Source organism: Erythrobacteraceae bacterium WH01K (genome assembly GCA_027941995.1).
GTDB lineage: Bacteria > Pseudomonadota > Alphaproteobacteria > Sphingomonadales > Sphingomonadaceae > CAJXSN01.
This window is the reverse complement of the sequence record CP115966.1, coordinates 235,880-258,084: the sequence shown is the minus strand read 5'-3', so window position 1 is coordinate 258,084 and position 22,205 is coordinate 235,880. Positions and strand designations below refer to the sequence as shown.

General features: G+C 65.3%; 31 protein-coding genes. 18 read left to right on the top strand and 13 right to left on the bottom strand.

Annotated features, from left to right (window positions below; translation table 11 throughout):
* Window positions 1-26 precede the first annotated feature (26 nt).
* Genes PF049_01325 through PF049_01305 form a run of 5 tightly spaced genes read right to left on the bottom strand, consistent with a single transcriptional unit; the run spans window position 27 to window position 3,822 of the window.
* Window positions 27-443 carry an HK97 family phage prohead protease gene (locus PF049_01325; GenBank protein ID WBY16835.1) on the bottom strand — a complete coding sequence of 139 codons (417 nt, stop codon included), beginning with the start codon at window positions 441-443 and terminating at the stop codon, window positions 27-29.
* The gene (locus tag PF049_01320; protein WBY16834.1) at window positions 440-760 is read right to left on the bottom strand and encodes a DUF6127 family protein; all 321 of its coding nucleotides are present in this window, start codon (window positions 758-760) and stop codon (window positions 440-442) included. The genes PF049_01325 and PF049_01320 overlap by 4 nt, the downstream gene beginning before the upstream one ends.
* The gene (locus PF049_01315; GenBank protein ID WBY16833.1) at window positions 757-1,923 is read right to left on the bottom strand and encodes a phage portal protein; all 1,167 of its coding nucleotides are present in this window, start codon (window positions 1,921-1,923) and stop codon (window positions 757-759) included. The genes PF049_01320 and PF049_01315 overlap by 4 nt, the downstream gene beginning before the upstream one ends.
* Before the next feature lie 34 nt (window positions 1,924-1,957).
* Complete coding sequence (locus tag PF049_01310) at window positions 1,958-3,286, bottom strand: terminase family protein (protein ID WBY17951.1); 1,329 nt, start codon at window positions 3,284-3,286, stop codon at window positions 1,958-1,960.
* Window positions 3,287-3,297: 11 nt separating this feature from the next.
* Window positions 3,298-3,822 carry a hypothetical protein gene (locus tag PF049_01305; protein ID WBY16832.1) on the bottom strand — a complete coding sequence of 175 codons (525 nt, stop codon included), beginning with the start codon at window positions 3,820-3,822 and terminating at the stop codon, window positions 3,298-3,300.
* A gap of 244 nt (window positions 3,823-4,066) precedes the next feature.
* On the opposite strand from PF049_01305, the gene PF049_01300 reads away from it, so the two are divergent.
* A complete protein-coding gene (locus PF049_01300; protein WBY16831.1) occupies window positions 4,067-4,708 on the top strand; it encodes a DedA family protein in 642 nt (213 codons plus the stop codon).
* Here the strand turns inward: PF049_01300 and PF049_01295 are convergent.
* The 5 genes from PF049_01295 to PF049_01275 all read right to left on the bottom strand — a co-directional run bounded on the left by PF049_01295 (window position 4,705) and on the right by PF049_01275 (window position 8,161).
* Window positions 4,705-5,394, bottom strand: coding sequence for a Crp/Fnr family transcriptional regulator (locus PF049_01295; protein ID WBY16830.1), 690 nt, complete (start codon window positions 5,392-5,394; stop codon window positions 4,705-4,707). The two genes, PF049_01300 and PF049_01295, sit on opposite strands and share 4 nt — an antisense overlap.
* Window positions 5,395-5,640: 246 nt before the next feature.
* Window positions 5,641-6,072, bottom strand: coding sequence for an OsmC family protein (locus PF049_01290; protein WBY16829.1), 432 nt, complete (start codon window positions 6,070-6,072; stop codon window positions 5,641-5,643).
* Window positions 6,073-6,121: 49 nt separating this feature from the next.
* The gene (locus PF049_01285; GenBank protein WBY16828.1) at window positions 6,122-7,375 is read right to left on the bottom strand and encodes an aminotransferase class I/II-fold pyridoxal phosphate-dependent enzyme; all 1,254 of its coding nucleotides are present in this window, start codon (window positions 7,373-7,375) and stop codon (window positions 6,122-6,124) included.
* A 6-nt stretch (window positions 7,376-7,381) separates the two neighbouring features.
* Window positions 7,382-7,621 (bottom strand): acyl carrier protein, encoded by a 240-nt coding sequence (locus PF049_01280; GenBank protein ID WBY16827.1) that lies wholly within the window; start codon window positions 7,619-7,621, stop codon window positions 7,382-7,384.
* Between the two features lie 159 nt (window positions 7,622-7,780).
* Window positions 7,781-8,161: a response regulator gene (locus tag PF049_01275; GenBank protein ID WBY16826.1), complete on the bottom strand. Its 381-nt coding sequence runs from the start codon at window positions 8,159-8,161 to the stop codon at window positions 7,781-7,783.
* 51 nt (window positions 8,162-8,212) lie between these two features.
* On the opposite strand from PF049_01275, the gene PF049_01270 reads away from it, so the two are divergent.
* Genes PF049_01270 through PF049_01250 form a run of 5 tightly spaced genes read left to right on the top strand, consistent with a single transcriptional unit; the run spans window position 8,213 to window position 11,530 of the window.
* A complete protein-coding gene (locus PF049_01270; GenBank protein ID WBY17950.1) occupies window positions 8,213-8,515 on the top strand; it encodes a DUF3572 domain-containing protein in 303 nt (100 codons plus the stop codon).
* A gap of 10 nt (window positions 8,516-8,525) precedes the next feature.
* A complete protein-coding gene (locus PF049_01265; protein WBY16825.1) occupies window positions 8,526-9,167 on the top strand; it encodes an HAD family hydrolase in 642 nt (213 codons plus the stop codon).
* A complete protein-coding gene (locus PF049_01260; protein ID WBY16824.1) occupies window positions 9,164-9,625 on the top strand; it encodes a RidA family protein in 462 nt (153 codons plus the stop codon). Before PF049_01265 ends, PF049_01260 begins: the two co-directional genes overlap by 4 nt.
* Window positions 9,597-10,370 (top strand): glycerophosphodiester phosphodiesterase family protein, encoded by a 774-nt coding sequence (locus tag PF049_01255; GenBank protein ID WBY16823.1) that lies wholly within the window; start codon window positions 9,597-9,599, stop codon window positions 10,368-10,370. Before PF049_01260 ends, PF049_01255 begins: the two co-directional genes overlap by 29 nt.
* Entirely contained in the window at window positions 10,367-11,530 is a 1,164-nt protein-coding gene (locus PF049_01250; GenBank protein WBY16822.1) for a GNAT family N-acetyltransferase, read from the top strand. The genes PF049_01255 and PF049_01250 overlap by 4 nt, the downstream gene beginning before the upstream one ends.
* Here the strand turns inward: PF049_01250 and PF049_01245 are convergent, their stop codons facing one another.
* Window positions 11,531-11,797 carry a hypothetical protein gene (locus tag PF049_01245; GenBank protein WBY17949.1) on the bottom strand — a complete coding sequence of 89 codons (267 nt, stop codon included), beginning with the start codon at window positions 11,795-11,797 and terminating at the stop codon, window positions 11,531-11,533. It abuts the gene before it with no gap.
* A gap of 347 nt (window positions 11,798-12,144) precedes the next feature.
* Between PF049_01245 and dksA the strand changes: the two genes are divergently transcribed.
* From dksA to kynU, 7 genes are all read left to right on the top strand, one after another.
* Window positions 12,145-12,603: an RNA polymerase-binding protein DksA gene (dksA, locus tag PF049_01240; protein WBY16821.1), complete on the top strand. Its 459-nt coding sequence runs from the start codon at window positions 12,145-12,147 to the stop codon at window positions 12,601-12,603.
* Between the two features lie 168 nt (window positions 12,604-12,771).
* Window positions 12,772-13,161, top strand: a complete 390-nt coding sequence (locus PF049_01235) for a PilZ domain-containing protein (protein WBY16820.1) — start codon at window positions 12,772-12,774, stop codon at window positions 13,159-13,161.
* A gap of 40 nt (window positions 13,162-13,201) precedes the next feature.
* Window positions 13,202-14,692 (top strand): ABC transporter substrate-binding protein, encoded by a 1,491-nt coding sequence (locus PF049_01230; protein ID WBY16819.1) that lies wholly within the window; start codon window positions 13,202-13,204, stop codon window positions 14,690-14,692.
* Between the two features lie 116 nt (window positions 14,693-14,808).
* The gene (locus tag PF049_01225) at window positions 14,809-15,198 is read left to right on the top strand and encodes a DUF4112 domain-containing protein (protein ID WBY17948.1); all 390 of its coding nucleotides are present in this window, start codon (window positions 14,809-14,811) and stop codon (window positions 15,196-15,198) included.
* A gap of 105 nt (window positions 15,199-15,303) precedes the next feature.
* Complete coding sequence (locus PF049_01220; GenBank protein ID WBY16818.1) at window positions 15,304-16,095, top strand: tryptophan 2,3-dioxygenase family protein; 792 nt, start codon at window positions 15,304-15,306, stop codon at window positions 16,093-16,095.
* A complete protein-coding gene (kynB, locus tag PF049_01215; protein WBY16817.1) occupies window positions 16,092-16,748 on the top strand; it encodes an arylformamidase in 657 nt (218 codons plus the stop codon). Before PF049_01220 ends, kynB begins: the two co-directional genes overlap by 4 nt.
* A 14-nt stretch (window positions 16,749-16,762) precedes the next feature.
* Complete coding sequence (gene kynU, locus PF049_01210) at window positions 16,763-17,980, top strand: kynureninase (GenBank protein WBY17947.1); 1,218 nt, start codon at window positions 16,763-16,765, stop codon at window positions 17,978-17,980.
* Window positions 17,981-18,007: 27 nt separating this feature from the next.
* Here the strand turns inward: kynU and PF049_01205 are convergent, their stop codons facing one another.
* On the bottom strand, window positions 18,008-18,295 hold the full coding sequence (locus PF049_01205) for a hypothetical protein (protein ID WBY16816.1): 288 nt from the start codon (window positions 18,293-18,295) through the stop codon (window positions 18,008-18,010).
* Between the two features lie 107 nt (window positions 18,296-18,402).
* Window positions 18,403-19,011 (bottom strand): HNH endonuclease, encoded by a 609-nt coding sequence (locus tag PF049_01200; GenBank protein ID WBY16815.1) that lies wholly within the window; start codon window positions 19,009-19,011, stop codon window positions 18,403-18,405.
* A 147-nt stretch (window positions 19,012-19,158) separates the two neighbouring features.
* On the opposite strand from PF049_01200, the gene gluQRS reads away from it, so the two are divergent.
* From gluQRS to PF049_01175, 5 genes are all read left to right on the top strand, one after another.
* Entirely contained in the window at window positions 19,159-19,989 is an 831-nt protein-coding gene (gluQRS, locus tag PF049_01195) for a tRNA glutamyl-Q(34) synthetase GluQRS (GenBank protein ID WBY16814.1), read from the top strand.
* Window positions 19,990-19,998: 9 nt separating this feature from the next.
* Entirely contained in the window at window positions 19,999-20,229 is a 231-nt protein-coding gene (locus tag PF049_01190) for an HIG1 domain-containing protein (protein ID WBY16813.1), read from the top strand.
* Between the two features lie 19 nt (window positions 20,230-20,248).
* Complete coding sequence (locus tag PF049_01185) at window positions 20,249-20,818, top strand: cob(I)yrinic acid a,c-diamide adenosyltransferase (GenBank protein ID WBY16812.1); 570 nt, start codon at window positions 20,249-20,251, stop codon at window positions 20,816-20,818.
* An 87-nt stretch (window positions 20,819-20,905) separates the two neighbouring features.
* Window positions 20,906-21,775 (top strand): 3-hydroxyacyl-CoA dehydrogenase NAD-binding domain-containing protein, encoded by an 870-nt coding sequence (locus PF049_01180; GenBank protein ID WBY16811.1) that lies wholly within the window; start codon window positions 20,906-20,908, stop codon window positions 21,773-21,775.
* 48 nt (window positions 21,776-21,823) lie between these two features.
* Window positions 21,824-22,186: a hypothetical protein gene (locus PF049_01175; GenBank protein ID WBY16810.1), complete on the top strand. Its 363-nt coding sequence runs from the start codon at window positions 21,824-21,826 to the stop codon at window positions 22,184-22,186.
* The last annotated feature ends 19 nt before the right edge of the window (window positions 22,187-22,205 follow it).

Below are 22,205 nucleotides of genomic sequence, written 5' to 3'. Positions count from 1 at the left end.
AACCCGCGGAGGCGGGTTCGAAAAACTTACGAAACAAAAATAACCCTGGCCCCGTCCTGCAGGGGGTGGGTGACCAGGCTGACTTCGAACAGGTCGATGTCGTCGAGCTGGCGACCGGCGGGATCGTCGCGGCTGGCGCGGGCGCGGTACCCGAAGCTCAGCCCGTCGACCGCGCGGCTCGCGAGCAAATGGGCAGGCCGGCTGGCGGGATTGTCGATCCGGGCGACGACGCGCAGGCCGCGCTCGTCCTCTTCCGCCCGCTCGATCCAGCCGATGCGCTGGTCCGGGCGATGCTGCCAGTACAGCGGCAACGGTTCGCTGCGCGTGGCCAGCGTGCGGCGGAAGGCGCCGGGATGGATCGTATCGCGCGCCGCATCGGGCGTGCCGAACAATGCGGCATAGCCGGCGAAGCGGATCGGGCCGCTACCCTTACCCGCGCTCAACGGATCATCCCCGGCACGCCGAGGCGCACGGCGATGCCGACCAGCAGCAGCGCGAACACGCCGCGCACCAGCCATTCCAGCGCCGCCTTCCACGCCCCGGCCTTGGCATCGCGCCAGGCAGAGAGCAGTTCGCGCAATTCGTCGATGTCGCCTTGCGCGCCGTCGTCCGCCAGGCCCATCCGGCCCAGCGCGCGGGCGGCTCCGGCCTCGCTCGCCTCCTCGACGATGGCGCGCAGGGTGACGAGTTCGCCGCCTTCGTGCGTGGCCTGCGCGATCAGGCGGGCGATCATGTCCTCGCGGTCGAAGGCGCGGCTCATGGCGTATCTCCTGCATCGATTCCCAGCATTGCGCGCTTTTCTCCGTCGGTCAGGAAGTCGGCGGAGGTGACGCGGGCCCACAGTGTCTCCCGGTCCTCCGCCAGAGCGGGCACATTATCGAGATCGACCGACAGCGCGGCGCCGGGGAACCACGGGGCGAGCCCTTCCGACAGGGCCGACAGGATCTTGCCTGCCAGCGGCAGCAGGCTGAGCCGCCAGAGCGCGCGATTGGCCTCGCGGTAATTGGCATAGGTGTTGTCGCCCGGCAGGCCGAGCAGCATGGGCGGCACGCCGAAGGCGAGCGCAATGTCGCGCGCGGCGGCGGCTTTCAGCGCGGCGAAGTCCATTTCCGCGGGGCTCATCGCCATCGATTGCCAGCTGAGCCCGCCGTCGAGCAGCATGGGCCGCCCGACATTGCTCTCGCCGGAAAAGGCGCGCTGCAATTCGTCCTTCAACCGGTCGAACTGTTCGCTGGTCAGGCTGGCCCCTTCGCCTGCCTCGTGGACCAGAGCGCCGCTGGGGCGGGCGGAATTGGCCAGCAGCGCCCGGTTCCATTCGCTGGCCGCATTGTGGATCGCGACCGCCCGCTCTGCCGCGGCGAGGCAGCCGGCGCCGTAATGGTCGTCGCCGGGATGGAAGCTGCGGATGTGGATGATGTCGGGCCAGCCATCCTCGTCTTCCGGCGTCAGGCCGACGACCCGCTCGCCCAGCCGGTAATCGTAGCGGCGGGGCCAGCCGTCCTCTCCGGGGACGACCGTGATCCGGTCGGGGCGCAGGGCGAACAGTTCGACCGGTCGGCCGGCGCCGTCTTTCAGGATCTGGACATAGCCGTTGCCGTGCAGGACGAGATGCGCGGCCAGCGTCTCGACGAGGCTCTGCCCGGCGCTGCGGGCGGATACCAGCGCGGCCAGCTGCGGATCGGGCTTGCCCCCGTCCTGCCTGACCGGCGCGCTGCCGACACCCTCTGCCACGATACGCACGGCCCGCTGGGCCACCGGGTTTTCGGCAAAGGAGGACTGCAGCGCGCTGCGGTAATCGAAATTGCGGCGCACCGGCCCGCCATCGAAAGCGGTCGCCCATGGCGAGATATGACCGCGCGCAATAGGCACGCGCGGCGCGCCCCCGCCTTTGAAAGCGGAGGCCAGCTGGTTGAGGAATGACATGGTGGTTCTCCGGGAAAGGGAGGAAGGAAACGCCTTACAGGGCGCGGATGGACGGGGGCGATTGCCGCCCCAGCATCAGTTCGGTCAGTGCCCAGACCAGGGCGTCGGCGCGGTCGGGCGACCTGCCCGGTCCTTCGTAGCTGCCGCCTGCCATCAGGCCGCACATCTCGTCCTCCAGCGCGGCGAACAGGCCGTGATGACGCACCCGCCCCGCTTCATAGAGCGCGGCGACGGGTTCGGCCCGGGCGGCCTTGCCCCGGCGGGCATGGACCAGCCGGACGGGCAGCGAGATATCGGCTGCGCGCAGGACGCTGCCGACCATGGCGCCGCCTTGGTTCGCCTCTGCCACCACCCGGTCCGCGCCCCACAGGGCGGCCGTATCGGCCACGGCCCGCGCCCAGCGCTCGGGACTGGCCTTGCGAATCGTGGCATCGGCCAGCACGGCCGCGTTCCCGCATCGATCGGTTCCGGCGACCACGATGCCGCACGCATCGCCGGTCGCAGAGGCCGGGGGGTCGACGCCGACCACGACCCGGGCCAGCAGGGGCGCTTCATCGCTGCGGCACTGTTCCAGCAGGCTGCGGGTCCACAGCGCGCCCTCCACATCGCCCAGCATTTCGCCCAGCAATTCCTGCCGCCCCAGCGACGTCCCGCCGAACTGGTCGGCCATCGCCTGGACGAAGGCTCCGGGCAGGTTGGCGGCATTGTCCCACGTGCTGCCCCGCGTCACCGCGACGGCTTCATCGGTTTCGAGCAGGCGTTTCATCAACGGCGACACACGCGGGGTCGTGGTGGCGACGATCCGCGGCCGCTCGCCCAGTCTCAGGCCCATGACGAGATTGTCCCATGTCCGCATGGCGCGGTCGCTCGAGCTGTCCCATTTGCCCACCTCGTCGCACCAGGCATAGCCGTGCTGCGGCCCGCGCAGTGCATCGGGCTCGGCCACGGAATAGAGCGTGGCCTGCGCGCCATTGCCCCAGGTCAGGCGGCGCAGGGACGGTTCGAAATGCGGCATCCGGCCGGGCGGGGAGATGTTCAGCAAACCGCTTTCCCCTTCCACCATGACTGCGCGAACCTCCGCGATCGACGATCCGACGAGGGCGATACGGGCGTCGGGGTCCCGCTTGGCCACCAGCCGCACCCATTCCGCACCGCAGCGCGTCTTGCCGAAACCGCGCCCGGCGCAGATCAGCCAGGTCCGCCAGTCGCCTTCCGGCGCGGTCTGGCCGGGCCGTGCCCATAGCCGCCAGTGGCGGCGCAGTTCGTCGCGCTCGGCCTCGCTCAGGGAAGCAAGAGCAGCGAAGCGCTCTTCCGGGGCCTGCCGCAACAGGTGACGAAGCCGCGCGCGGCGGCTCTTCTCCATATCCATATGCGTCAGGATTTCGCCGCCGTCGCTGCGCCGGACGCCGATGGGCGGCTGCGCAGGAGCGCGCGGGCCTGCAATTCGCGGCGACGCATCTGGTCGAGCTTACGGTCGATTTCGACGAGGATCGCGTCCTCGTCGCGATTGGCATCCATGGCCCGCTGGCGCGATACGCTGTCGCGGTGGGCCGCCAGCAGGCGCAGGGCTACGGCATTGTCGAACTTGCGCCGTGCCTTCTTCGTCGTGCCGCCCGACAATTCCCCTTCGCGCAGGCGCTGGAGCAGTTCGAGCTCGAGCTGGTCGTAGCCCTGCGCCAGCGCGGCCAGCCAGGCGCGCGAAAATTCGGCGTCCTTCGCACGCGTCTTGTAGGCGTGGCCGACGCTGGTTCCGGCCTTTTTCGCCGCTGCCGACACGTTCGACGTTTCGGCCAGGATTTCGAGGAAACGTTTCTGCCAGCGCGGGGCGGCCCGCCGCCTGGCTCGTGCAGGCACGGCCACAGGCGTGCCCGGCACAGCTGCCGGAGCATTGCTCGTCATGATGGTGTTCCCGGATGTCTGGAAGCGATTTAACCTGCGAGCCGGATGGAGCGGGAGGCGCTCCGCAGCCGACTCGTTCTATCGCGATGTTCCAGTTGTCTAGGTCAATAGCGTTACGATGTCAAGAAAAAAGAACCAAATAGGTTCGTCGCGATACATTCCAACGCGATTGCACCCCCGTCTCCGCTGTCCTAAGCGCCGCAAGGCCTTTCATGGGACCGATTTTCAGGGGCGGGACACGGCGATGCTGCGCGGATTATACGACTGGACGATGGACAAGGCGGCGCACCCCCATGCGGTGTGGTGGCTGACCTTCTTCTGCTTCATCGAGGCGAGCTTCTTCCCCATCCCGCCGCATCCGCTGCTGGGGCTGATGTGCCTGGCGGAACCGAAGAAGGCGATTCGTTTCGGTCTGATTGCGACCGGTGCGTCGGTTCTGGGCGGCGTCTTCGGCTATGCCATCGGGGCCTTCGCCTTCGACCTTGTCGGCATTCCGCTGATGAACGCCATCGGCCTCGGCGACAGCCTTCCGCAGGCGCAGTGCACCTTCGACGAATACGGTGTGGCCGCCGTCATCATTGCGGCGGCAACCCCGGTTCCGTTCAAGCTGCTGACCATCACCGCAGGCTTCCTCGGCATGGCCATCGTGCCGTTCCTGCTGGCGAGCATCGCGGGCCGCGCGTTGATCTTCCTGACCGTGGGCATTCTGTTCCGGGCCTTCGGTGCCCCGATCAAGCGGGTGATCGACAAGTATCTGGGCACGGTCACGACCGTCTTCGTTGTCCTGGTGGTGGGCGGCATTCTCGCCATCACACAGCTCGGGGGCGGGGAAGGCGAGGAAGCGGATGCCTGCGCCACCGTCCAGCAGGATGCCGCGGCGGCCTAGACGCCTTCGTCTTCGAGCCGCTCCAGATCCGCGACCTCGACCTTGCCATAGCAGCGGCGAATCGCGCCCTGCCGTTCCAGGTCGCGCAGGACGGACGCGGCGGTGGCGCGGGTCACCCCCGCCAGTCCCGCAATCTCGGCCTGCGTGATGACGATCGCGCTTTGCCCCGAATGACGCGCAGCATTGGCGATGACCGACGCGATCCGATTGCGCGCCGAACCGCCGCGAAAGCCCGCAAGATAGCCGAGCACTTCCTGCAGTTCGAGCGCCATGGCGCCCAGCAGGTCGCGCAGGATCGCCGGGTCTTGCGAAATCGCCTGTTCGTACCGCCCCCCGTCGATCCAGAGCAGTTCCGACGGCACGCGGGCCACGGCATCGGTCACCCGGCGGCTTTTTCCCATCAAGGCCAGCTCGCCATAGGAATCGCCCTCTCCGAGAGTCGCGATCGAGCGGAATTCCCCGTTCGAGCGAAACACGCCCAATTGCACGGCCCCGCTCTCGATCAGCCAGAATCCGGAGGCTCCGTCCCCGACCTGCTGGATCAGCGAAGCGGTGGGAAACAGGCGCCGGATCGCCTGCTGTTTCAGCCGACCCTGAAGCGATTCGGGCAACCGACTGAACAGGGTCGGGGCCTGCACCGTGCGCGATGTGCCGTTCCGGCTTTTGAAATGACGAGTATTTGACATTTCGCCGGGCTTTGGCTTGCTAACACCGCTGTCAGCAAGAGCGCCGCCGGTTTGGGCAAGCACTCTGGCGAAGCGCCTCGCGCGCGGCCTGTCGGTGTATGGGGGTATATCGACAGACCACGCTTGCTGCGGCCTTGCGAAGAAGACGGGAGAGAAGGCGACCGCCAAGAGTCGCTGCAGGTGCCCTTCGGGTCGCCGGGGCGGGACGGGTAGCAAGGCCGGTCCCGCCCCGTTTGGCGTAAAAAATCAGCCTTCGAAGGCGGTTTCCAGCGTGATCTCGCAATCCAGCAGCTTGGAAATGGGGCAATTCGCCTTTGCGTCGGCGGCCAGTTCCTCGAACTTCGCCTGGTCCAGCCCGGGAACCGATCCCTTCGTGCTGAGAGCCGATTTCGAGACCTTGAAGCCGTCATCCACCTTTTCCAGCGTGACGACCGCATCGGTTTCGACCGTGCCGTCCTCGTGCCCGGCCTCTGCCAGCTTGAACGACAGGGCCATGGTAAAGCAGCTGGCATGGGCTGCCGCGATCAGTTCTTCCGGATTGGTCCCGGCCTTGTCCTCGAACCGGGTCTGGAAGCCGTAGGGCTGGTCGGACAGCGCGCCCGATCCGGTCGACACATGGCCCTTGCCGCCCTTGCCGAGGCCTTCATATTTCGCAGCGCCTGTATTCGTCGTCTTCATCGTCAGTCTCCTTTGCGAGGAAGACGGATGAGACGGCGGGCCGGTTCCGTCAGATGATACCGGTTTTCTTGCCTGCCTGTTCGAACATATACAGGATGCGGTCCACTTCCTCGTTCGAATGTTCGGCGCATAGCGAGCAGCGAAGCAGGGTCATGTTGGCAGGCGTTGCCGGCGGCCGGGCGAGATTGACGTAAAGCCCCTCGTGCAGGAGAGCTTCCCACATCGCCGCACCCTGCGCGAGATCGGGCATGATCACCGCGATGATCGCGCTTTGGGCTTCCTTCGTACCGATATCGAAGCCGAGATCGCGCAGGCCCTTGTGCAGACGCTTGGAATTTTCCCACAGATGCGCGCGCTTTGCGGCGCTGTCGTCCTTCAACTTGCGAATGCTGGTGGCTGCCGTTGCCACCACGCTGGGCGGCAGGGACGCGGTGAAGACATAGGGCCGGCAGACCAGCCGCATGACTTCGAATTTCGGGTGGTTCGACACGCAGAAACCGCCGACTGTCCCGACGCTTTTCGAAAACGTGCCGATGATGAAATCGACATCGTCGATCACGCCCTGCGCCTCGACCACGCCGCGCCCGTTCTCGCCGATGAAGCCCATCGAATGCGCTTCGTCGACCAGTACCATCGCGCCGTGCTTCTTGGCGACGGCCACCATGTCCTTCAGAGGGGCGACGTCGCCCAGCATCGAATAGACGCCTTCCAGGATCACCAGCTTGCCGGCGCCTTCGGGGATGCGTTTCAGGCGTTTTTCCATCGCCTCGATATCGTTGTGCTTGAACGGCACGATTTCCGCATCGCCCAGCTTGCACCCGTCATAGATCGAGGCATGGCTGTCGATGTCGAGGATGACATAATCGCCCTTGCCGGCGATCGTGGAAATGATGCCCAGATTGGCGAGATAGCCGGTGGAAAAGACCATCGCGTGGTCCATCCCGTAAAATTCCTTAAGCGCGTCCTCGCACTCCTTGTGGCCCTGATAGGTGCCGTTCAGCACGCGGCTGCCCGTGGTGCCGGTGCCGAAATCCCTCAGCGCCTGATGGCCCGCCTCGATCACTTGCGGATCGAAGGTCATGCCCATGTAATTGTAGGTGCCCAGCAGGATCGTGTCGCGCCCGTTGCAAATCGCGCGCGTGGGCGAGAGCACCTGTTCCATGACCAGCGCGTACGGATCCTGCTGCCCGGTCGAGAGCAGGTCCTCGCGCATCTTGATCAGCGGATCGAACTTGCTGAAAAGATCCTTCTCGCCGCCTTCGACTTCCTGCGGCTTTTCCGACCGGGCAATGGCTTCGCTCATCTCGGATCAGTCCCGCTGCTTGTGCACGGCATCGACCAGCTGGCCGTAGGTTTCGATTTCCGCCTGCTGGTTCATCGAGATGATGATATCGAACTCGTCCTCGATCGCGGCAACGAAATCCATGACGGTCAGGCTGTCGAATTCCAGGTCGCCCTGGAACGTCGTGTTTCCCGTGATCGTGACGCCCTTCTTGTTGAAGGGTTCGATCTGCTCGCGAATGCGGCGGTCTGTATCTGCGCGGTCCATAGGGAGGGTCCTTAATCGCTGTATCCTGCAGGAAGCTGAACGCTTCCCCGGTTAGCGCGTGGCGCTAGCTGCGTTTGCCAGCCTAGTCCATACAGGCCGAGGTCCGAAGGGGCTGCTTCATGTAGGTTCAGCCCCCTGCCTGTTCAGCCCCCTGCCTGTTCAGCTAGCGTCCGCCGGGACCAGCAGGCGGTCGACCGCCATTCGGAACGGGCCGATCGAGACGGGTTTCGCCAGGTAATCGTTCGCCCCGGCGCTGCGGATCCGTTCCTCGTCGCCCTTCCCGGCATAGGCGGTGACGGCCAGTATCGGCACGGCCGACAGCGCGGCATCGGCGCGCAGCGCGACGATCAGGTCGAGGCCGGAGATATTGGGCAGCTGGATGTCCATGATAACGAGATCGGGTCCGAATGCGCGCGCGGCCGGCAGCACGCTTTCGCCGTCGGCGCACGGTTCCACCTCGTGACCGCCGGCGCGCAGCACGTCGCAGAACAGCTTGCGATTGAGGTCGTTGTCCTCGACAACGAGGATACGCTTTGCCACTGGTCCGGCCTCCTTCTTCGAAGGTCCCGCACTAGGCGAACCGAAAGGCACCTGACAATCATCCGCCAATCGAAATCACCTGCTTCCGCGCAAGAGGCCGAAACGCTGGCGCTGGGCGCGCTGGGCTGGGTCCTGACCGATGACGACCGGGCCGGGCGGCTGCTTGCGCTGACCGGCCTCACCCCCGATATCCTGCGGGAACGGCTGGCCGAGCGGCAGGTTCAGGCAGCAGTGCTCGAATTCCTCGCGCAGCACGAACCCGACCTCGTCGGCGCGGCGGAGGCGCTGGGCGTCGAACCGCAGGACCTTATCACCGCCCACCGGACGCTGGCCGGGGCACAGACATTCGATTGAGAGACCACGCATGACCTACAATCCGGACGGCCGACCGCTGGTCATCTCCGACTGCGACGAAGTGCTGCTCTACATGGTCAGCCATTTCCGCGACTGGCTGGACGAGACGCAAGGCATCGCCTTCGACATGGAAGGCAATGATTTCGCCAATGCGCTCAAGCGCAAGGATAGCGGCGAACCGGTGGAGCAGAAGGAAATCTGGCGGCTGCTGAATGCATTCTTCGACACGGAGATGGCGCGGCAGGACCCCATTCCCGGCGCAGTCGAGGCGATCGCCGCGCTGAAAGAGCATGCCGACGTCGTGATCCTGACCAACCTGCTGGACGAGCGCCGCGAGATGCGCGCCGCGCAATTGCAGGCCGTCGGCATCGATGCGAAGGTCTACACCAACCAGGGGCCGAAGGGTCCGGCGATTGCCGCCATCCTCGATGAATACCAGCCCAGCCACGCGATCTTCATCGACGATCTGGCGCAGCATCACGGCTCTGCCAAGGAAACGGTGCCCCATGTCACCCGCCTGCATCTGTGCGGCGAACCCGGCCTTGCCCCGCACATCACCTGCGGGGAGAAAGCGGGCCATGCCCATGCCCGGATCGACAGCTGGGACGAGGCCCTGCCCTGGATCATGAACAAACTGAAGGAACCGGCATGAATGTAGAAGCGCACCTCGAGGAACTGGGCATCGTCCTGCCGGAGGCTGCCGCCCCGGTGGCAAGCTATGTCGCCGTGGTTGTCGAAAACAACATCGCCTATGTCTCGGGCCAGCTGCCTTTCGTCGACGGCGAGCTTGCGACCGGGCGGCTGGGCGAGGATGTCTCGCTGGAAGACGGGCAGGCGGCGGCCCGTGCCTGCGGCCTGATGATCCTGGCGCAGCTCAAGGGTGCGCTCATCCCGCTGGAGCGGGTGAAACGGATCGTGAAGCTGGGCGGCTTCGTCAATTGCACCGCCGATTTCACCGACCAGCCCAAGGTCGTGAACGGCGCATCGGACCTGATGTTCGAAGTGTTCGGCGACCAGGGCCGCCATTCGCGCGCCGCCGTCGGCGTGCCGTCCCTGCCGCTGGGCGCGGCTGTCGAAGTCGATGCGATCATTGCCCTCCACGGCGATTGACAGCTTCCTGGCGCCGTCCCCCGATCCCGAAAGGACGGGGTGGCTGGGCCGGTGGACCTACGCCCATCGCGGCCTGCACGGGGAAGGGCGGGTGGAAAACGCCCGCGCAGCCTTCGCTGCCGCGCTGGAGGCGGGTGTGGGCATCGAATGCGACATCCAGCGCAGCGCCGACGACGTGCCGATGGTGTTCCACGACTGGGATTTCAAACGGCTGATCGGCCGCCCCGACCGGACCGAGGCACTGACGGCGGCCGAATGGCGCAAGCTCAGCTATCTGGAGCACGAGGACGCGCCGATGGACCTGGCGGAATTGCTCGCCATGGTGGACGGCAAGGTCCCGATCCTGATCGAGATCAAGTCCCGCAGGTCCTACGACGTCGAAACCACCTGCCTGAAAGTCCGCGATGCGCTGGCGGGCTATGACGGCCATCATGCCGTGATGAGCTTCGACCCCCGTGTCCCGCGCTGGCTGCGCCGCCACTCCCCCGAAACGCTACGCGGCCTCGTGATGAGGGAAGACGACAAGGGCTATACGCAAACTGCGTGGTCGCGCCGGATGGCGCTATGGATCGCGAAGCCGGATTTCATGGCCTATCACATCGATGCGCTGCCCAGCGCATGGGTCGCCGGGTTGAGGGCACGCGGGATGCCGGTCGCGACCTGGACCGTCCGCTCGGCGGCGGAGCGCGAGAGGGCGAGGGCCTGCGCCGATGCGCCGATCTGCGAAGGCGAGCTTCCGGCATGACCGAACTGTCGGCCCGCCTGCTGGGCTCCATCAACGAAGTCGAAGCCCGGGCGTGGGACGCTCTCAATACCTCCGGCAACCCGTTCGTCAGCCACGCCTTCCTGTCGACCTGCGAGGATTCCGGGTCGGTCGGGCCGGGCACCGGCTGGCAGGCCGCGCCGATCGTCATCGAAAGCGGCGCCGCGGATGGCGAGGGCGGCGTGCTGCTGGGCGCAATGCCCGCTTACCTTAAGGGCCACAGCCAAGGCGAATATGTCTTCGATCACAGCTGGGCGGATGCTTACGAGCGGGCGGGCGGGCGCTATTACCCCAAGCTCCAGATCGCTGCGCCCTTCACGCCCGCGACCGGCCCGCGCCTGCTTGTAGCCGACGATGCGCTGGCCCCGGCGCTGCTGGCCGCTGCGGAGCAATTGTGCGAGCAGAACGGGCTGTCGGGTGCCCATGCCACTTTCATCGAGCCCCGGCAGTTGCCGCTGTTCGAGGACAATGGCTGGATGCTGCGAAGCGATATCCAGTTCCATTGGCAAAACCGGGATTATTCCGACTTCGACGCCTTCCTCGCCGACCTGGCCAGCCGCAAGCGCAAGGACCTGAGAAAGGAACGGGCAAGGGCGCAGGCGCAGGTCGATATTCGCCATCTGACGGGGGAGGAGATCACGCAGGCCGACTGGGACGCGTTCTGGATTTTCTACCAGGATACAGGCGCCCGCAAATGGGGCACGCCCTATCTGACGCGGGAGGCGTTCACCCTGCTGGGCGAGAGGATGGGGGAGGACCTGCTGCTGGTCATGGCTTACCGTGACGGAGAGCCGGTCGCCGGCGCGCTGAACGTCATCGGCGAGGACGCGCTCTATGGTCGGTACTGGGGCTGCACGCAGCAAATCCCGTTCCTGCATTTCGAGCTATGCTACTACCAGGCCATTGACGCTGCGATCGAGCGCGGATTGTCGCGGGTGGAGGCGGGTGCGCAAGGCGGTCACAAGCTGGCGCGCGGCTATGCGCCGGTCGAGACTTGGTCTGCCCACTGGATCGCCGACCCCGGCTTTCGCGAGGCGGTGGCCGACTTTCTTACCCGGGAGCGGGAAGGCGTTGCCGCCGACAGGAATTACCTGGATCGACGAACGCCGTTCCGGAAAGGCGATCAGGCCGCCCCCGGATAGTCAGGCTGCGCGGCGACCCTCGGCCAGCCATTCGCGTGCCTGCCGCTGCGCTTCGGAAATCTCGCGGGCCGACATTTCGTCCGCGATATCGGCGCGGCACCAGCCTGCTTTCTCGTGCCCCTTGGATGCGGCGAGGTTGAACCACTTGTGCGCCTCGATCAGGTCGCAGTCGCAGCCGTGGCTGGCGGTCGAATACATGACGCCAAGATCGTAGAGCGCGTCGACATCCCCCGCCGCTGCATCGGTCAGCGCGTTCGTCACGGCCATGTCGGGCTGTGATCCGGTCACCTGCTGTCCGGCATTTTCGATGGTGGTAAACTGCATTCTGGCTGTCCCCCTGTCCTGCGCCGCCCGGAACGAGAAGCGCGACAGACACGGTTCTTGTCCATCATGGTCAACAAATCGTTAATGCCGGGATTAATGAAACGCGCCGCCCCTGTTCTGCCGCGCTTAAGCCACGGACGCGTAACTGTATTTTCGTATCGTCCATTCCGTGCTTGTGCGGCCTTGGGGCGATCCCTATAGGCCGCGCCATAAGGGTCGCTGGAAAGAGCCGGAAAACCGGACGAGGCGGCCTCGGGTATCGCGGACGAAGCTCTTTATGTGAGGAAGCCATGACCGCTGCGGCGCGCAAGGATAGCGAAGTTCTGGAGGCAGCCCAGCAGGCGCTGGGGCGCGATTACGTGCCGTCCGACGACGAGCCGTACATGAATTCCAACCAGCAGGAATATTTCCGTATCCTGCTGCTGGAATGGAAACGCTCAATCCACGATGCCGCCGATGCGACCCTGCAATCCCTCCAGGACGGGCCGATCCGCGAACCCGATCTCAACGACAGGGCGTCCAGCGAGACCGACTGGGGCATCGAGCTGCGAACCCGCGACCGCCAGCGCAAGCTGATCGCAAAGATCGATGCAGCCCTGCGCCGCATCGACGAAGGCGAATACGGCTATTGCGATAAGACAGGCGAACCCATCGGCCTGCGGCGACTGATCGCCCGTCCGGTGGCCACCATGACGGTCGAGGCGCAGGAAGCGCACGAACGGCGTGAAAAGGTTTCGCGCGACACCTGACGCAGATACGTTTTTGCACTGTTTTCGCAGGCTTTTCGAGAATTATCGACGTCTCGAAACCGGCTTATTCTTAAAGCTTCATTAGGCTTTTCCGCGATAGGGGCAGTCCACTACGGACGGACCGCGGGCATGGTGCCTTGCGGACATGCCAGGGAGCACGCAGAGACCATGTCAGGTGTCGATACCCGTCATATTGCTCGCGACAGCCTGTTCCTCATGGCCGATCTCCAGATCGGGGACGGCTCTCCTGCCAGCAAGGTGAAGGTCCGCAACCTCTCCAATGGCGGCATGATGGCCGAATGCGATCCGGCCATTGCCTCGAGGGTCCAGGGCGGTACGCATCTTTCTGTCCAGCTGCGCAATATCGGCTGGGTCGAAGGAACGGTCGCCTGGGTGCAAGACAACCGCTTCGGCATCGCTTTCTCGCGAGAGATCGACGCGGCGGATGCGCGCGCCCGGCCCGCGAACACCAATGATAGCGACACACCGCGTTACGTCCGGCCTGCCGGCCTGATGCCCGCCGCCATGGGCGACCCGTCGAAGCTGCGCAAAATCTGAACTGACGAAGGCCCGCCGGGATGCTACCCGTCCCCGGCCCATGCTGCGTCACCTTCTCCCCTTCCTGATCCCCGCTGCCCTGGCGCTGTCGTCCTGTTCCCGGGATGACGGCGGGCCGATCGATATCGTGGTGGTCGAACAGACCGACGACCTTCTAACGGGCGGAATGCGCCTGTCCTACGGGCAGCAACTGGTGCGAGGTGCGGTGTCCGAGGGACTGGTCACGCTCGATTCGAACGGAGAGACCGTGCCCGCGTTGGCTGAAAGCTGGATCGTGGTCGACGACGGGCGCAGCTTCATCTTCCGGCTGCGGGATACGACATGGGCCGACGGTACGCCGGTCGACGCCGCAAGCGTTCGCGCTGAAATCCTGCGCCAGATCCGCGATCTGGAGGGGACGTCTCTCGGCCTCGACCTCGCGCGGGTCAGCGAGATACGGGCGATGACCGGCAGGGTGATCGAAATCCGCCTGTCGCAGCCCATGCCCGCCTTCCTGCAATTGCTCGCCCAGCCGGAGCTTGGCCTGCGCCGGGACGGCAGCGGTATCGGCCCCATGCGCGCCACGACGGGCGCGGGCGGGGTGCTGCTGACCGCGGTGCCGCCACAATTGCGCGGGCTGCCGGAAGAACCCGGCTTCAGCGACCGTGCACGGTCCATCCGCATTCGCGCTCTCCCGGCTGAAGGGGCGGTCGATGCGTTTTTCGACACCGGCTCCGATCTTGTTGTCGGCGGTACGCTGGCCAGCCTGCCGCTCGCCGAGACCGGCCCCCTGTCGCGCGGCAATGTCCGGCTCGACAGCGCGCTGGGCCTGTTCGGCCTGCAGGTGACCGCCCCGGACGGCTTCCTGGCCGATGCCAGCCGCCGGGAGGCACTGTCGATGGCGATCGACCGGCCGACCCTGCTGGCGCCGTTCAACCTGTCCGGCTGGCCATCGACCACCCGGATCGTGCCGCCGGCCATGCTCGCCCAGGCCGGGCAGGATGCCGGGTCCACCTTCACCCCGGCGGAACGCTGGACGGACCTTTCGCTCGAAGTGCGCCGGTCGCGGGCCGCGCGCCGCGTCGCCGACTGGGAAGCGGCAAGCGGGCAGGAGGCAAGCGTGTCCCTCTACCTGCCGCAAGGGCCGGGATCGGACCTTTTGTTCCGCAAGCTGGCACAGGATTTCGCGACTATCGGCGTGGCGAGCGAGCGGGCAGCCGACCGGTCGGGGGCAGACCTGGTCCTGGTCGACAGGCTGGCCCGCTATGCCGCCCCGCGCTGGTTCCTCAACCAGTTCCATTGCTCGGTGCGCCGACAGGGATGCAGCGCCGCAGCCGATGCCCTGGTGTCCGGGGAGGTCGCGGGCCAGCAGACCCCCGAGACGATGCCGCCGCTGATCGAGGCGGAGACGCTGCTGGTCGACAGCAACAGCTATATCCCGCTGGGCGCGCCGCTGCGCTGGTCGCTGGTGCGCGGCGGGCTGGAGGGCTTTGCAGAGAACCGCTGGGCTACCCATCCCTTGTTCCCGCTCGCGATGGACCCCATCTCGTAAGGAGGAAGGAAAGCGCGATGAACGGCTTCGATGACAGGGACCGGCCCACAATCCGCCCCGCGGGCGAACGGGCCACGGGCAGCACAGAGGGCCGCTTTGCGGACGGGCCACAGGTCATGGGGCTGGACTTGCCGACCGGGAACGATCCCGCCTCCATCCGTCGCCGGATCGAGGCGATGGAACAGATGCTGGAACGCAGCTTCCGTATTCCGGGCTTTAACTATCCCGTGGGCCTCGATTCGATCATCGGTCTGGTGCCGGTCATCGGCGATTTCGTGACGGCGGCCATGGGCGCTTACATCGTCTGGGAAGCGCGCAATCTGGGCATTCCGAAGTGGAAGCTGTGGCGCATGGGCGGCAATATCGCCTTCGACAGCCTGCTGGGCGCGGTGCCGGTCGTGGGCGACGCCTTCGACCTCGTCTACCGGTCGAACACGCGCAACCTGCGGATCATCAAGAAGCACCTCGACAAGCACCATCCTGCCCAGCGCACCCTTGAGGGCTGAACACCGGGGCTGAGAACACCGGGGCTGAGAACACCGCGGCTGAGAAATGCGGGCCTGAATGCGTCAGGGCTGACCCTTGCTGCGGTTTGGTATAGGGACATCGCCATGTCCTCAGACGTTACCTATTCCAGCTATCTCGATCTCGACCGCATTCTTTCCGCGCAGCACCCCGTCTCGGGGGCGCATGACGAAATGCTGTTCATCATCGTCCACCAGGCGAGCGAGCTGTGGCTGAAACTGTGCCTGCACGAGCTGGAGCTGGCGCGGGAGCGCATCGCGGCGGACGATCTTCGCCCCGCCTTCAAGATGCTGGCCCGTGTGGCGCGGGCGCAGGGTCAGCTGATCCAGAGCTGGGATGTGCTGAGCACGATGACCCCGCACGATTATTCCACGGTGCGCCCGCATCTGGGCGGGTCGAGCGGGTTCCAGAGCGCGCAGTACCGGATGATGGAATTCCTGCTCGGCGGGCGCAAACCCGACATGGTGACCATGCACGAGGCAACGCCCGACGTCGCCGAGGAACTGCGGGCGGAACTGCGGCGGCCCAGCATCTATGCCGAAACGGTCGCGCTGCTGGCGCGGCGCGGGTTCGCCATTGCTGCAGACGTGCTGGAACGCCCGCTCGACGCGCCGTGGGAGCATGTGCCCAGCGTCGAGGCTGCATGGGCGGTTATCTACCGCGATCCGCAGACGCATTGGGACCTTTACGAACTGGCCGAAAAGCTGGTCGATCTGGAATACCATTTCCAGCGCTGGCGCTTCGGCCATTTGAAGACGGTCGAACGGATCATCGGCTTCAAGCAGGGCACCGGCGGAACGCCCGGCGTGCCCTACCTTGCGGGCGTGCTGAAGGCCGCATTCTTCCCTGAATTGCTGAGCGTGAGGACCGCCATATGAGCTCGTGGAAAAGCCAGCGGCGCATTTGGGATATCAGCCAGGTCCTGCGCCCTTCTAATGAAAAGGGGGGCCTGCCGGTGTGGCCGGGCGATACCGACTTCGCTTTCGAGCGCACATGGCGGATGGACGACGGCTCGCCGGTCAATGTCGGGCGGATGACGATGAGCACGCATTCCGGCACCCATGCCGATGCGCCGCTGCATTACGATGCCGAGGGGCTGGACGCGGCGAGCATGGCGCTCGATCCATTCATCGGCGAGTGCCTGGTGGTCGATGCGCGCGGCGTCTCGGGCGAGATCGACGTGGCCGACCTGCCGCATATCGAAAGCGCCGACCGCGTGCTGTTCCGCCAGTGGGACGCCTTCCCGCATGGCGAATGGCGCAGCGACTGGCTGCCGATCGCGGCGGAGACGGTGGAATGGCTCGCGCTGCAGGGCGTGAAGCTGATCGGCACCGATGCGCCGAGCGTCGACCCTCAGGACAGCAAGACAATGGACGCGCACAAGGCGGTGGCGAAGCACGATATGCGTATCCTCGAAGGTCTGGTGCTCGATGACGTACCGGAGGGGCGATACGAGCTGATCGCTTTGCCGCTGAAGGTCGGTGGCGGCGATGCGGGGCTCACCCGGGCGATTTTGCGAGAACTGCCATGAACATTCTCGGCCCCATGCTTGAGCGGGCGCGCGAACTGGATGCGGCGGACCCGCTGGCGCAATATCGCGACCGTTTCGACCTGCCCGAAGGCGTGATCTATCTCGACGGGAATTCGCTGGGCGCGTTGCCGAAATCGACGCCCGCGAGGCTGGAACAGGTGGTCCGCGAGGAATGGGGCGGCGATCTCATCAAGAGCTGGAACACCGCTGACTGGATCGGGCTCCCCCAGCGCGTCGGCGGCAAGATCGCTCCGCTGATCGGGGCCGAGGCGCACGAGGTGATCGTGGCGGACAGCGTGTCCGTGAACCTGTTCAAGCTGATCTCTGCGGCGCTGGCCATGCAATCGGGCCGCAAGGTGATCCTGAGCGAACCGGGCAACTTCCCGACTGACCTTTACATGATCCAGGGGCTGGAGAAGCAGGGCCTCGCAGAGCAGCGGCTGGCTGACCGCGATGCGATTGTCGATGCGCTAAACGATGATGTCGCGCTGCTGCTGCTCACCCACGTCCATTACAAGACCGGCCAGAAATACGACATGGCCGCGCTGACCAAAGCGGCGCAGGACGCGGGCGCACTGGTCCTGTGGGACCTGTCGCATACCGGCGGCGCGATGCCGGTGGCGCTGAACGAATGCGGGGCGGATTTCGCGGTCGGATGCGGATATAAATATCTGAATGGCGGCCCCGGTGCACCGGCCTATGCCTTCGTGGCCGAGCGCCATCACGGGGCCCTCGAGCAGCCCCTCAGTGGCTGGATGGGCCACGCGCAGCCTTTCGCCTTCGATGACGATTACCAGCCCGCCCCCGGCGTCGACCGCCTGCTATGCGGCACCGCCCCGATCCTCAGCGTCGCGGCGCTGGAGGAGGGCGTGCACCTCGTCGCCGAGATCGGTGTCGACCGGCTGTGGGAGAAGAGCCAAGCGCTGAGCGGTTTCCTGCTGGAATGCCTGTCCGAAGCCGGCGTTTCGCTCGACCTCGTCAGCCCCGAAGATGCAGACCAGCGTGGCAGCCAACTCAGCTTCCGCCACCAGGACGCCTACGCCCTGTGCCAGGCCCTGATCGCCCGCGGTGTCATCGGAGACTTCCGCGCCCCCGACGTCCTGCGGCTGGGCTTCGCCCCCGCCTACCTCCGCTTCGAAGACATGGCCGAAACCGCCCGGCACCTGGCCGAGGTACTGGAAAACGGGGAATGGCAGCGCCCGGAATTCAACAAGCGGGCGGCGGTGACATGATCGCGGCAGTCATGCGCCGCCAGAGGTTTATGCTGGCGGTTTCTTGGGCGAAGCGCGGTATTCCTCGATCGTCATGGCGTCTTCGTAGCCCTTTTCCTCGGGGCTGAGGCAAACGCCCGAAACCACGACGTTGCCGAACATCCCGCCGCGCGATCCCGCATATTTCGGGGCGATACGCGTCTCGACGCCCAATTCTTCGCCCATTTCCGTGCAGTAATCGGCAAGCTCGTTACCGGCACTGTTGATCGCCATGGCGGTGCATCCGCCAAGAGCAATAATCACCGGCACGAACCCGGCGAGACCCAGATTTTTCATGGATTTGGTATTCCCGGCACCCAGATTGGCGCGAGGCAATATTTATTTCAGTTCGGTATGGGCGACAAGGGAAAAAGCGAAGGCAGAATCCCTCTCAGCGCAACGTGTTACTCCTCCAGCTCGATGTCCCAGTAGAGCCAGTCGCGCCAGGTTTCGTGGAGGTAGTTCGGCGGGAAGCTCTTGCCGTATTGCTGCAATTGCCAGCTCGTCGGGCGGATCGGCTGGCTGGCGAGGTGCATATGCGCCTGCCGGGGCGTGCGACCGCCCTTCTTCATGTTGCACGGGGCGCAGGCGGTGGCGATATTTTCCCACGTCGTCTTGCCGCCGAGCCGGCGCGGGATCACGTGGTCGAACGTCAGCGTATCGGGGCTGCCGCAATACTGGCAGGTGAACCGGTCGCGCAGGAACAGGTTGAAGCGGGTGAAGGCCGGGAATTCGGAATGCTTCACATATTGCTTCAGCGCGATCACGCTGGGGATGGCCATGTCGAGCGAGGGGGAGTGCACTTCCCGGTCGTAGCTTTCGACGATGGTCACCCGGTCGAGGAACACCGCCTTGATAGCGGTCTGCCAGGGCCACAGGCTCAGCGGATAATAGGAAAGCGGGGTATAATCCGCGTTCAGCACCAGTGCCGGGCAAGCCGACAGGTTTCGTGTCGGATCGTCGTCGGCGCTCCTGAACCGCGCCGCGGTTTCGATCATCTCGGCCCTAAACATAGGCTGTGAACACGTCTCGCGTCCCTCCCGAATTGATACGAACATCCCTAATCAGACAAAAGCGTCAAGCCCGTGACACAGGTTATATCCATGCTTTTGCCCGGCAAAACCTGCCCCTTGGGCCCTGCATTGGTGTAAGGGGGCCCCATGACCGTCACCCGCTTCGCCCCCAGTCCCAATGGACCGCTGCACTGGGGCCATGCCTACAGCGCTATTGTCGCGCACGACCTGGCGCGGGAGGCAGGCGGGCGTTTCCTGCTCAGGATAGAGGATATCGACGGACCGCGATCGCGCCCGGAACTCAGCCACGAATTTCGCCGCGACCTGGAATGGCTGGGGCTGGAATGGGAGGAGGTGCCCGCGCAGGGCACGCGCGGGGCCAGCTACATCCTCGCGGCCCAGCGGCTGCGAGACGCCGGCCTGCTTTATCCCTGCACCTGCACCCGCGCGCAGATTGCCGAGGCCGCAACCACCATCGGTCCGGAGGGACCGGTCTATCCCGGAACCTGCCGCGGGCGCTCCGATGTCGGGGAAGAAAGCGCGGCATGGCGGCTCGATGTGCGCCGCGCGCTGGAACTGTCCGGCCCGCTGACATGGCACGATGCGCTGGCAGGCGAGCAGGCCGCCGACCCGCTTTCGATCGGCGACCCCGTGCTGGTGCGCAAGGACCTGCCGGCCAGCTACCACCTCGCCGTGACGCTGGACGATGCCGCCGACGGCGTCACGCTGGTCACGCGCGGGCGCGACCTGTTCGCCGCCACCCATGTCCACCGGCTGCTGCAGGCGGTGCTGGGCCTGCCCGTGCCGCGGTGGCATCACCACGCCTTGCTCTTGGACGAAGACGGCCGCAAGCTTGCCAAGCGGCGCGGGTCGAAAGCGCTGTCGGATCACCGCGAGACGGGCGAAAACGGCTTCGCCTGGGCGGAAAAGGTCCGTATGGGCGAATGGCCGTGTGGAAATCGGCTGGAAAAGGACTAGATACTGCCCATGCAAACGATCCTCATCATCGCCATCGTCATTCTCGCCCTGCTGGTCGTCGTATCGCTGGTGCGCGGGATCATCGCCTTCATGAAAAGCACGAAGATCGATCTGGAAAGCGGACAGGTGGACCAGGTGTCGGAAATGCAGCTTATGCAGAACAAGATGATGTTCAACCGCATCAAGTACCAGGCGCTGGCCATCGTGGTGGTGGCAATCCTCCTCGCGATTTCCCAGTAACGCCGCTAGGGCGGGCCGCATGGTCAAGCTCAACAGGATCTACACCCGCACCGGGGACGACGGCACCACCGGTCTCGTCGACGGGTCCCGCCGCGCGAAGCACGATCCGCGCATGGAGGCGATCGGGCTGGTGGACGAGGCGAACAGCGCCATCGGGCTCGCAGCCGCCGCGCTGGATGACGGCAAGAATGCCGCAACGCTGTTCCGCATCCAGAACGACCTGTTCGACCTCGGCGCGGACATCGCGACACCGGGAGAGGATTTCGAGCCGGGCGAGATGACGCTGCGCATGGTGGCATCGCAGACCCAGTGGCTGGAGACGCAGATCGACGCCCTGAACGATCGGCTGGAACCGCTCACCAGTTTCGTCCTTCCGGGCGGAAGCGAAGCGGCGGCCCGCGTCCATGTCGCCCGCGCCTCCACCCGCGCAGCCGAACGAGGCGTTGCCGCTCTCGCTGATGCCGAACCGGTCAATCCGGCGGCGCTGAGCTATATCAACCGCCTGTCCGACCTGCTGTTCGTCATGGCCCGGGTGCTGAACGACGATGGACGCGCTGACGTGAAATGGGTGCCGGGCCAGAACCGGTAAGGCGCGCTGTGCCTCTGCGGTAGCTTTCCGGGTGCGACCCCGCTAACAGCGCCTCTTTGCTGCAACTGCGAAGAGACGGATATCATTATGCAGACCATTGGCGTGATCGGGGCCGGACAGATGGGGTCGGGCATCGCCCAGACCGTGGCACAGCACGGGATGAAGGTGCTGCTGGCCGATATCGATCTCGCCACTGCGGAAGCCTCGCTCAAGAAAATCGACGCCGCCCTGGGCAAGCTGGTCGGGCGAGGCAAGATGGAAGTCGCCGATGCCGAGGCGCTGCTCGCCCGGATCGAGCCGGTCGGCGATTATTCTCCGATGGCGGAAGCCGACATGATCATCGAGGCCGCGACCGAGAAAGAGCCGATCAAGCAGGCGATCTTCGAGAAGGCGAGCGAAGTCCTGTCGCAAGGCGCGATCATGGCTTCCAACACCAGTTCCATCCCGATTACCCGGATGGCGAATTTCTCGCCCGATCCGGCACGGTTCATCGGCCTGCACTTCTTCAACCCGGTTCCCGTGATGGGCCTGATCGAAGTCATCCCCGGCCTTGCCACGTCCGAGGAGGTCACCCAGCGCACCGTCGCTTTCGCCGAAAGTCTGGGCAAGGAAGTCGTGCTGTCTCAGGACGAGCCCGGCTTCGTCGTCAACCGCATCCTGCTGCCGATGATCAACGAGGCGGTCTTCGTGCTAGGCCAGTCCACCGCCAGCATCGAAGATATCGACAAGGGGTGCCGCCTTGGCCTGAACCACCCGATGGGTCCGCTGCAGCTGGCCGATTTCGTCGGGCTCGATACCTGCCTCGACATCATCAAGGTCCTCTACAAGACCACGCGCGACACGAAGTATCGCCCCGCTCCGCTGCTGGTGAAATATGTCGAGGCCGGGTGGCTCGGCCGCAAGACGGGCCGTGGCTTCTACGACTATTCCGGTGAAGCGCCCGTCGCCACGCGGTAGGAACGGGTGGGGGCCATGCCCGTTGGTCATGCAAAGGAGATTTCCGGCATGACCGATACGAACAAGACCACCCCCGACGTTGGCGAAAGCAAGGAAGAGCGGATGGCGAACCTTGCGCCTGAAAACCACAATGACGAGCAGGACGACCATCGCAACCAGGCGCAGAAAGTCGCCCGCGAAGCACAGCAGACGACCCGCGAAACCGGCAGCCCGACCGAGAGCACGAAAAGCGACAACAGCTCAGGCCTGATGGGCGATTCGACCCAGGACACGGTCGATCATATGCGCGACATGGAAAGTTCGGGCCGGATTGATATGGACGCCTACAAGGGCGAGCCGAACCATGACGACAATGTTGACAAGTATGGCAAGGCGGTCAAGCCCGATGGCCTTCGCGGCGACGGCACCTGATTTGAACTGATTTACTCTG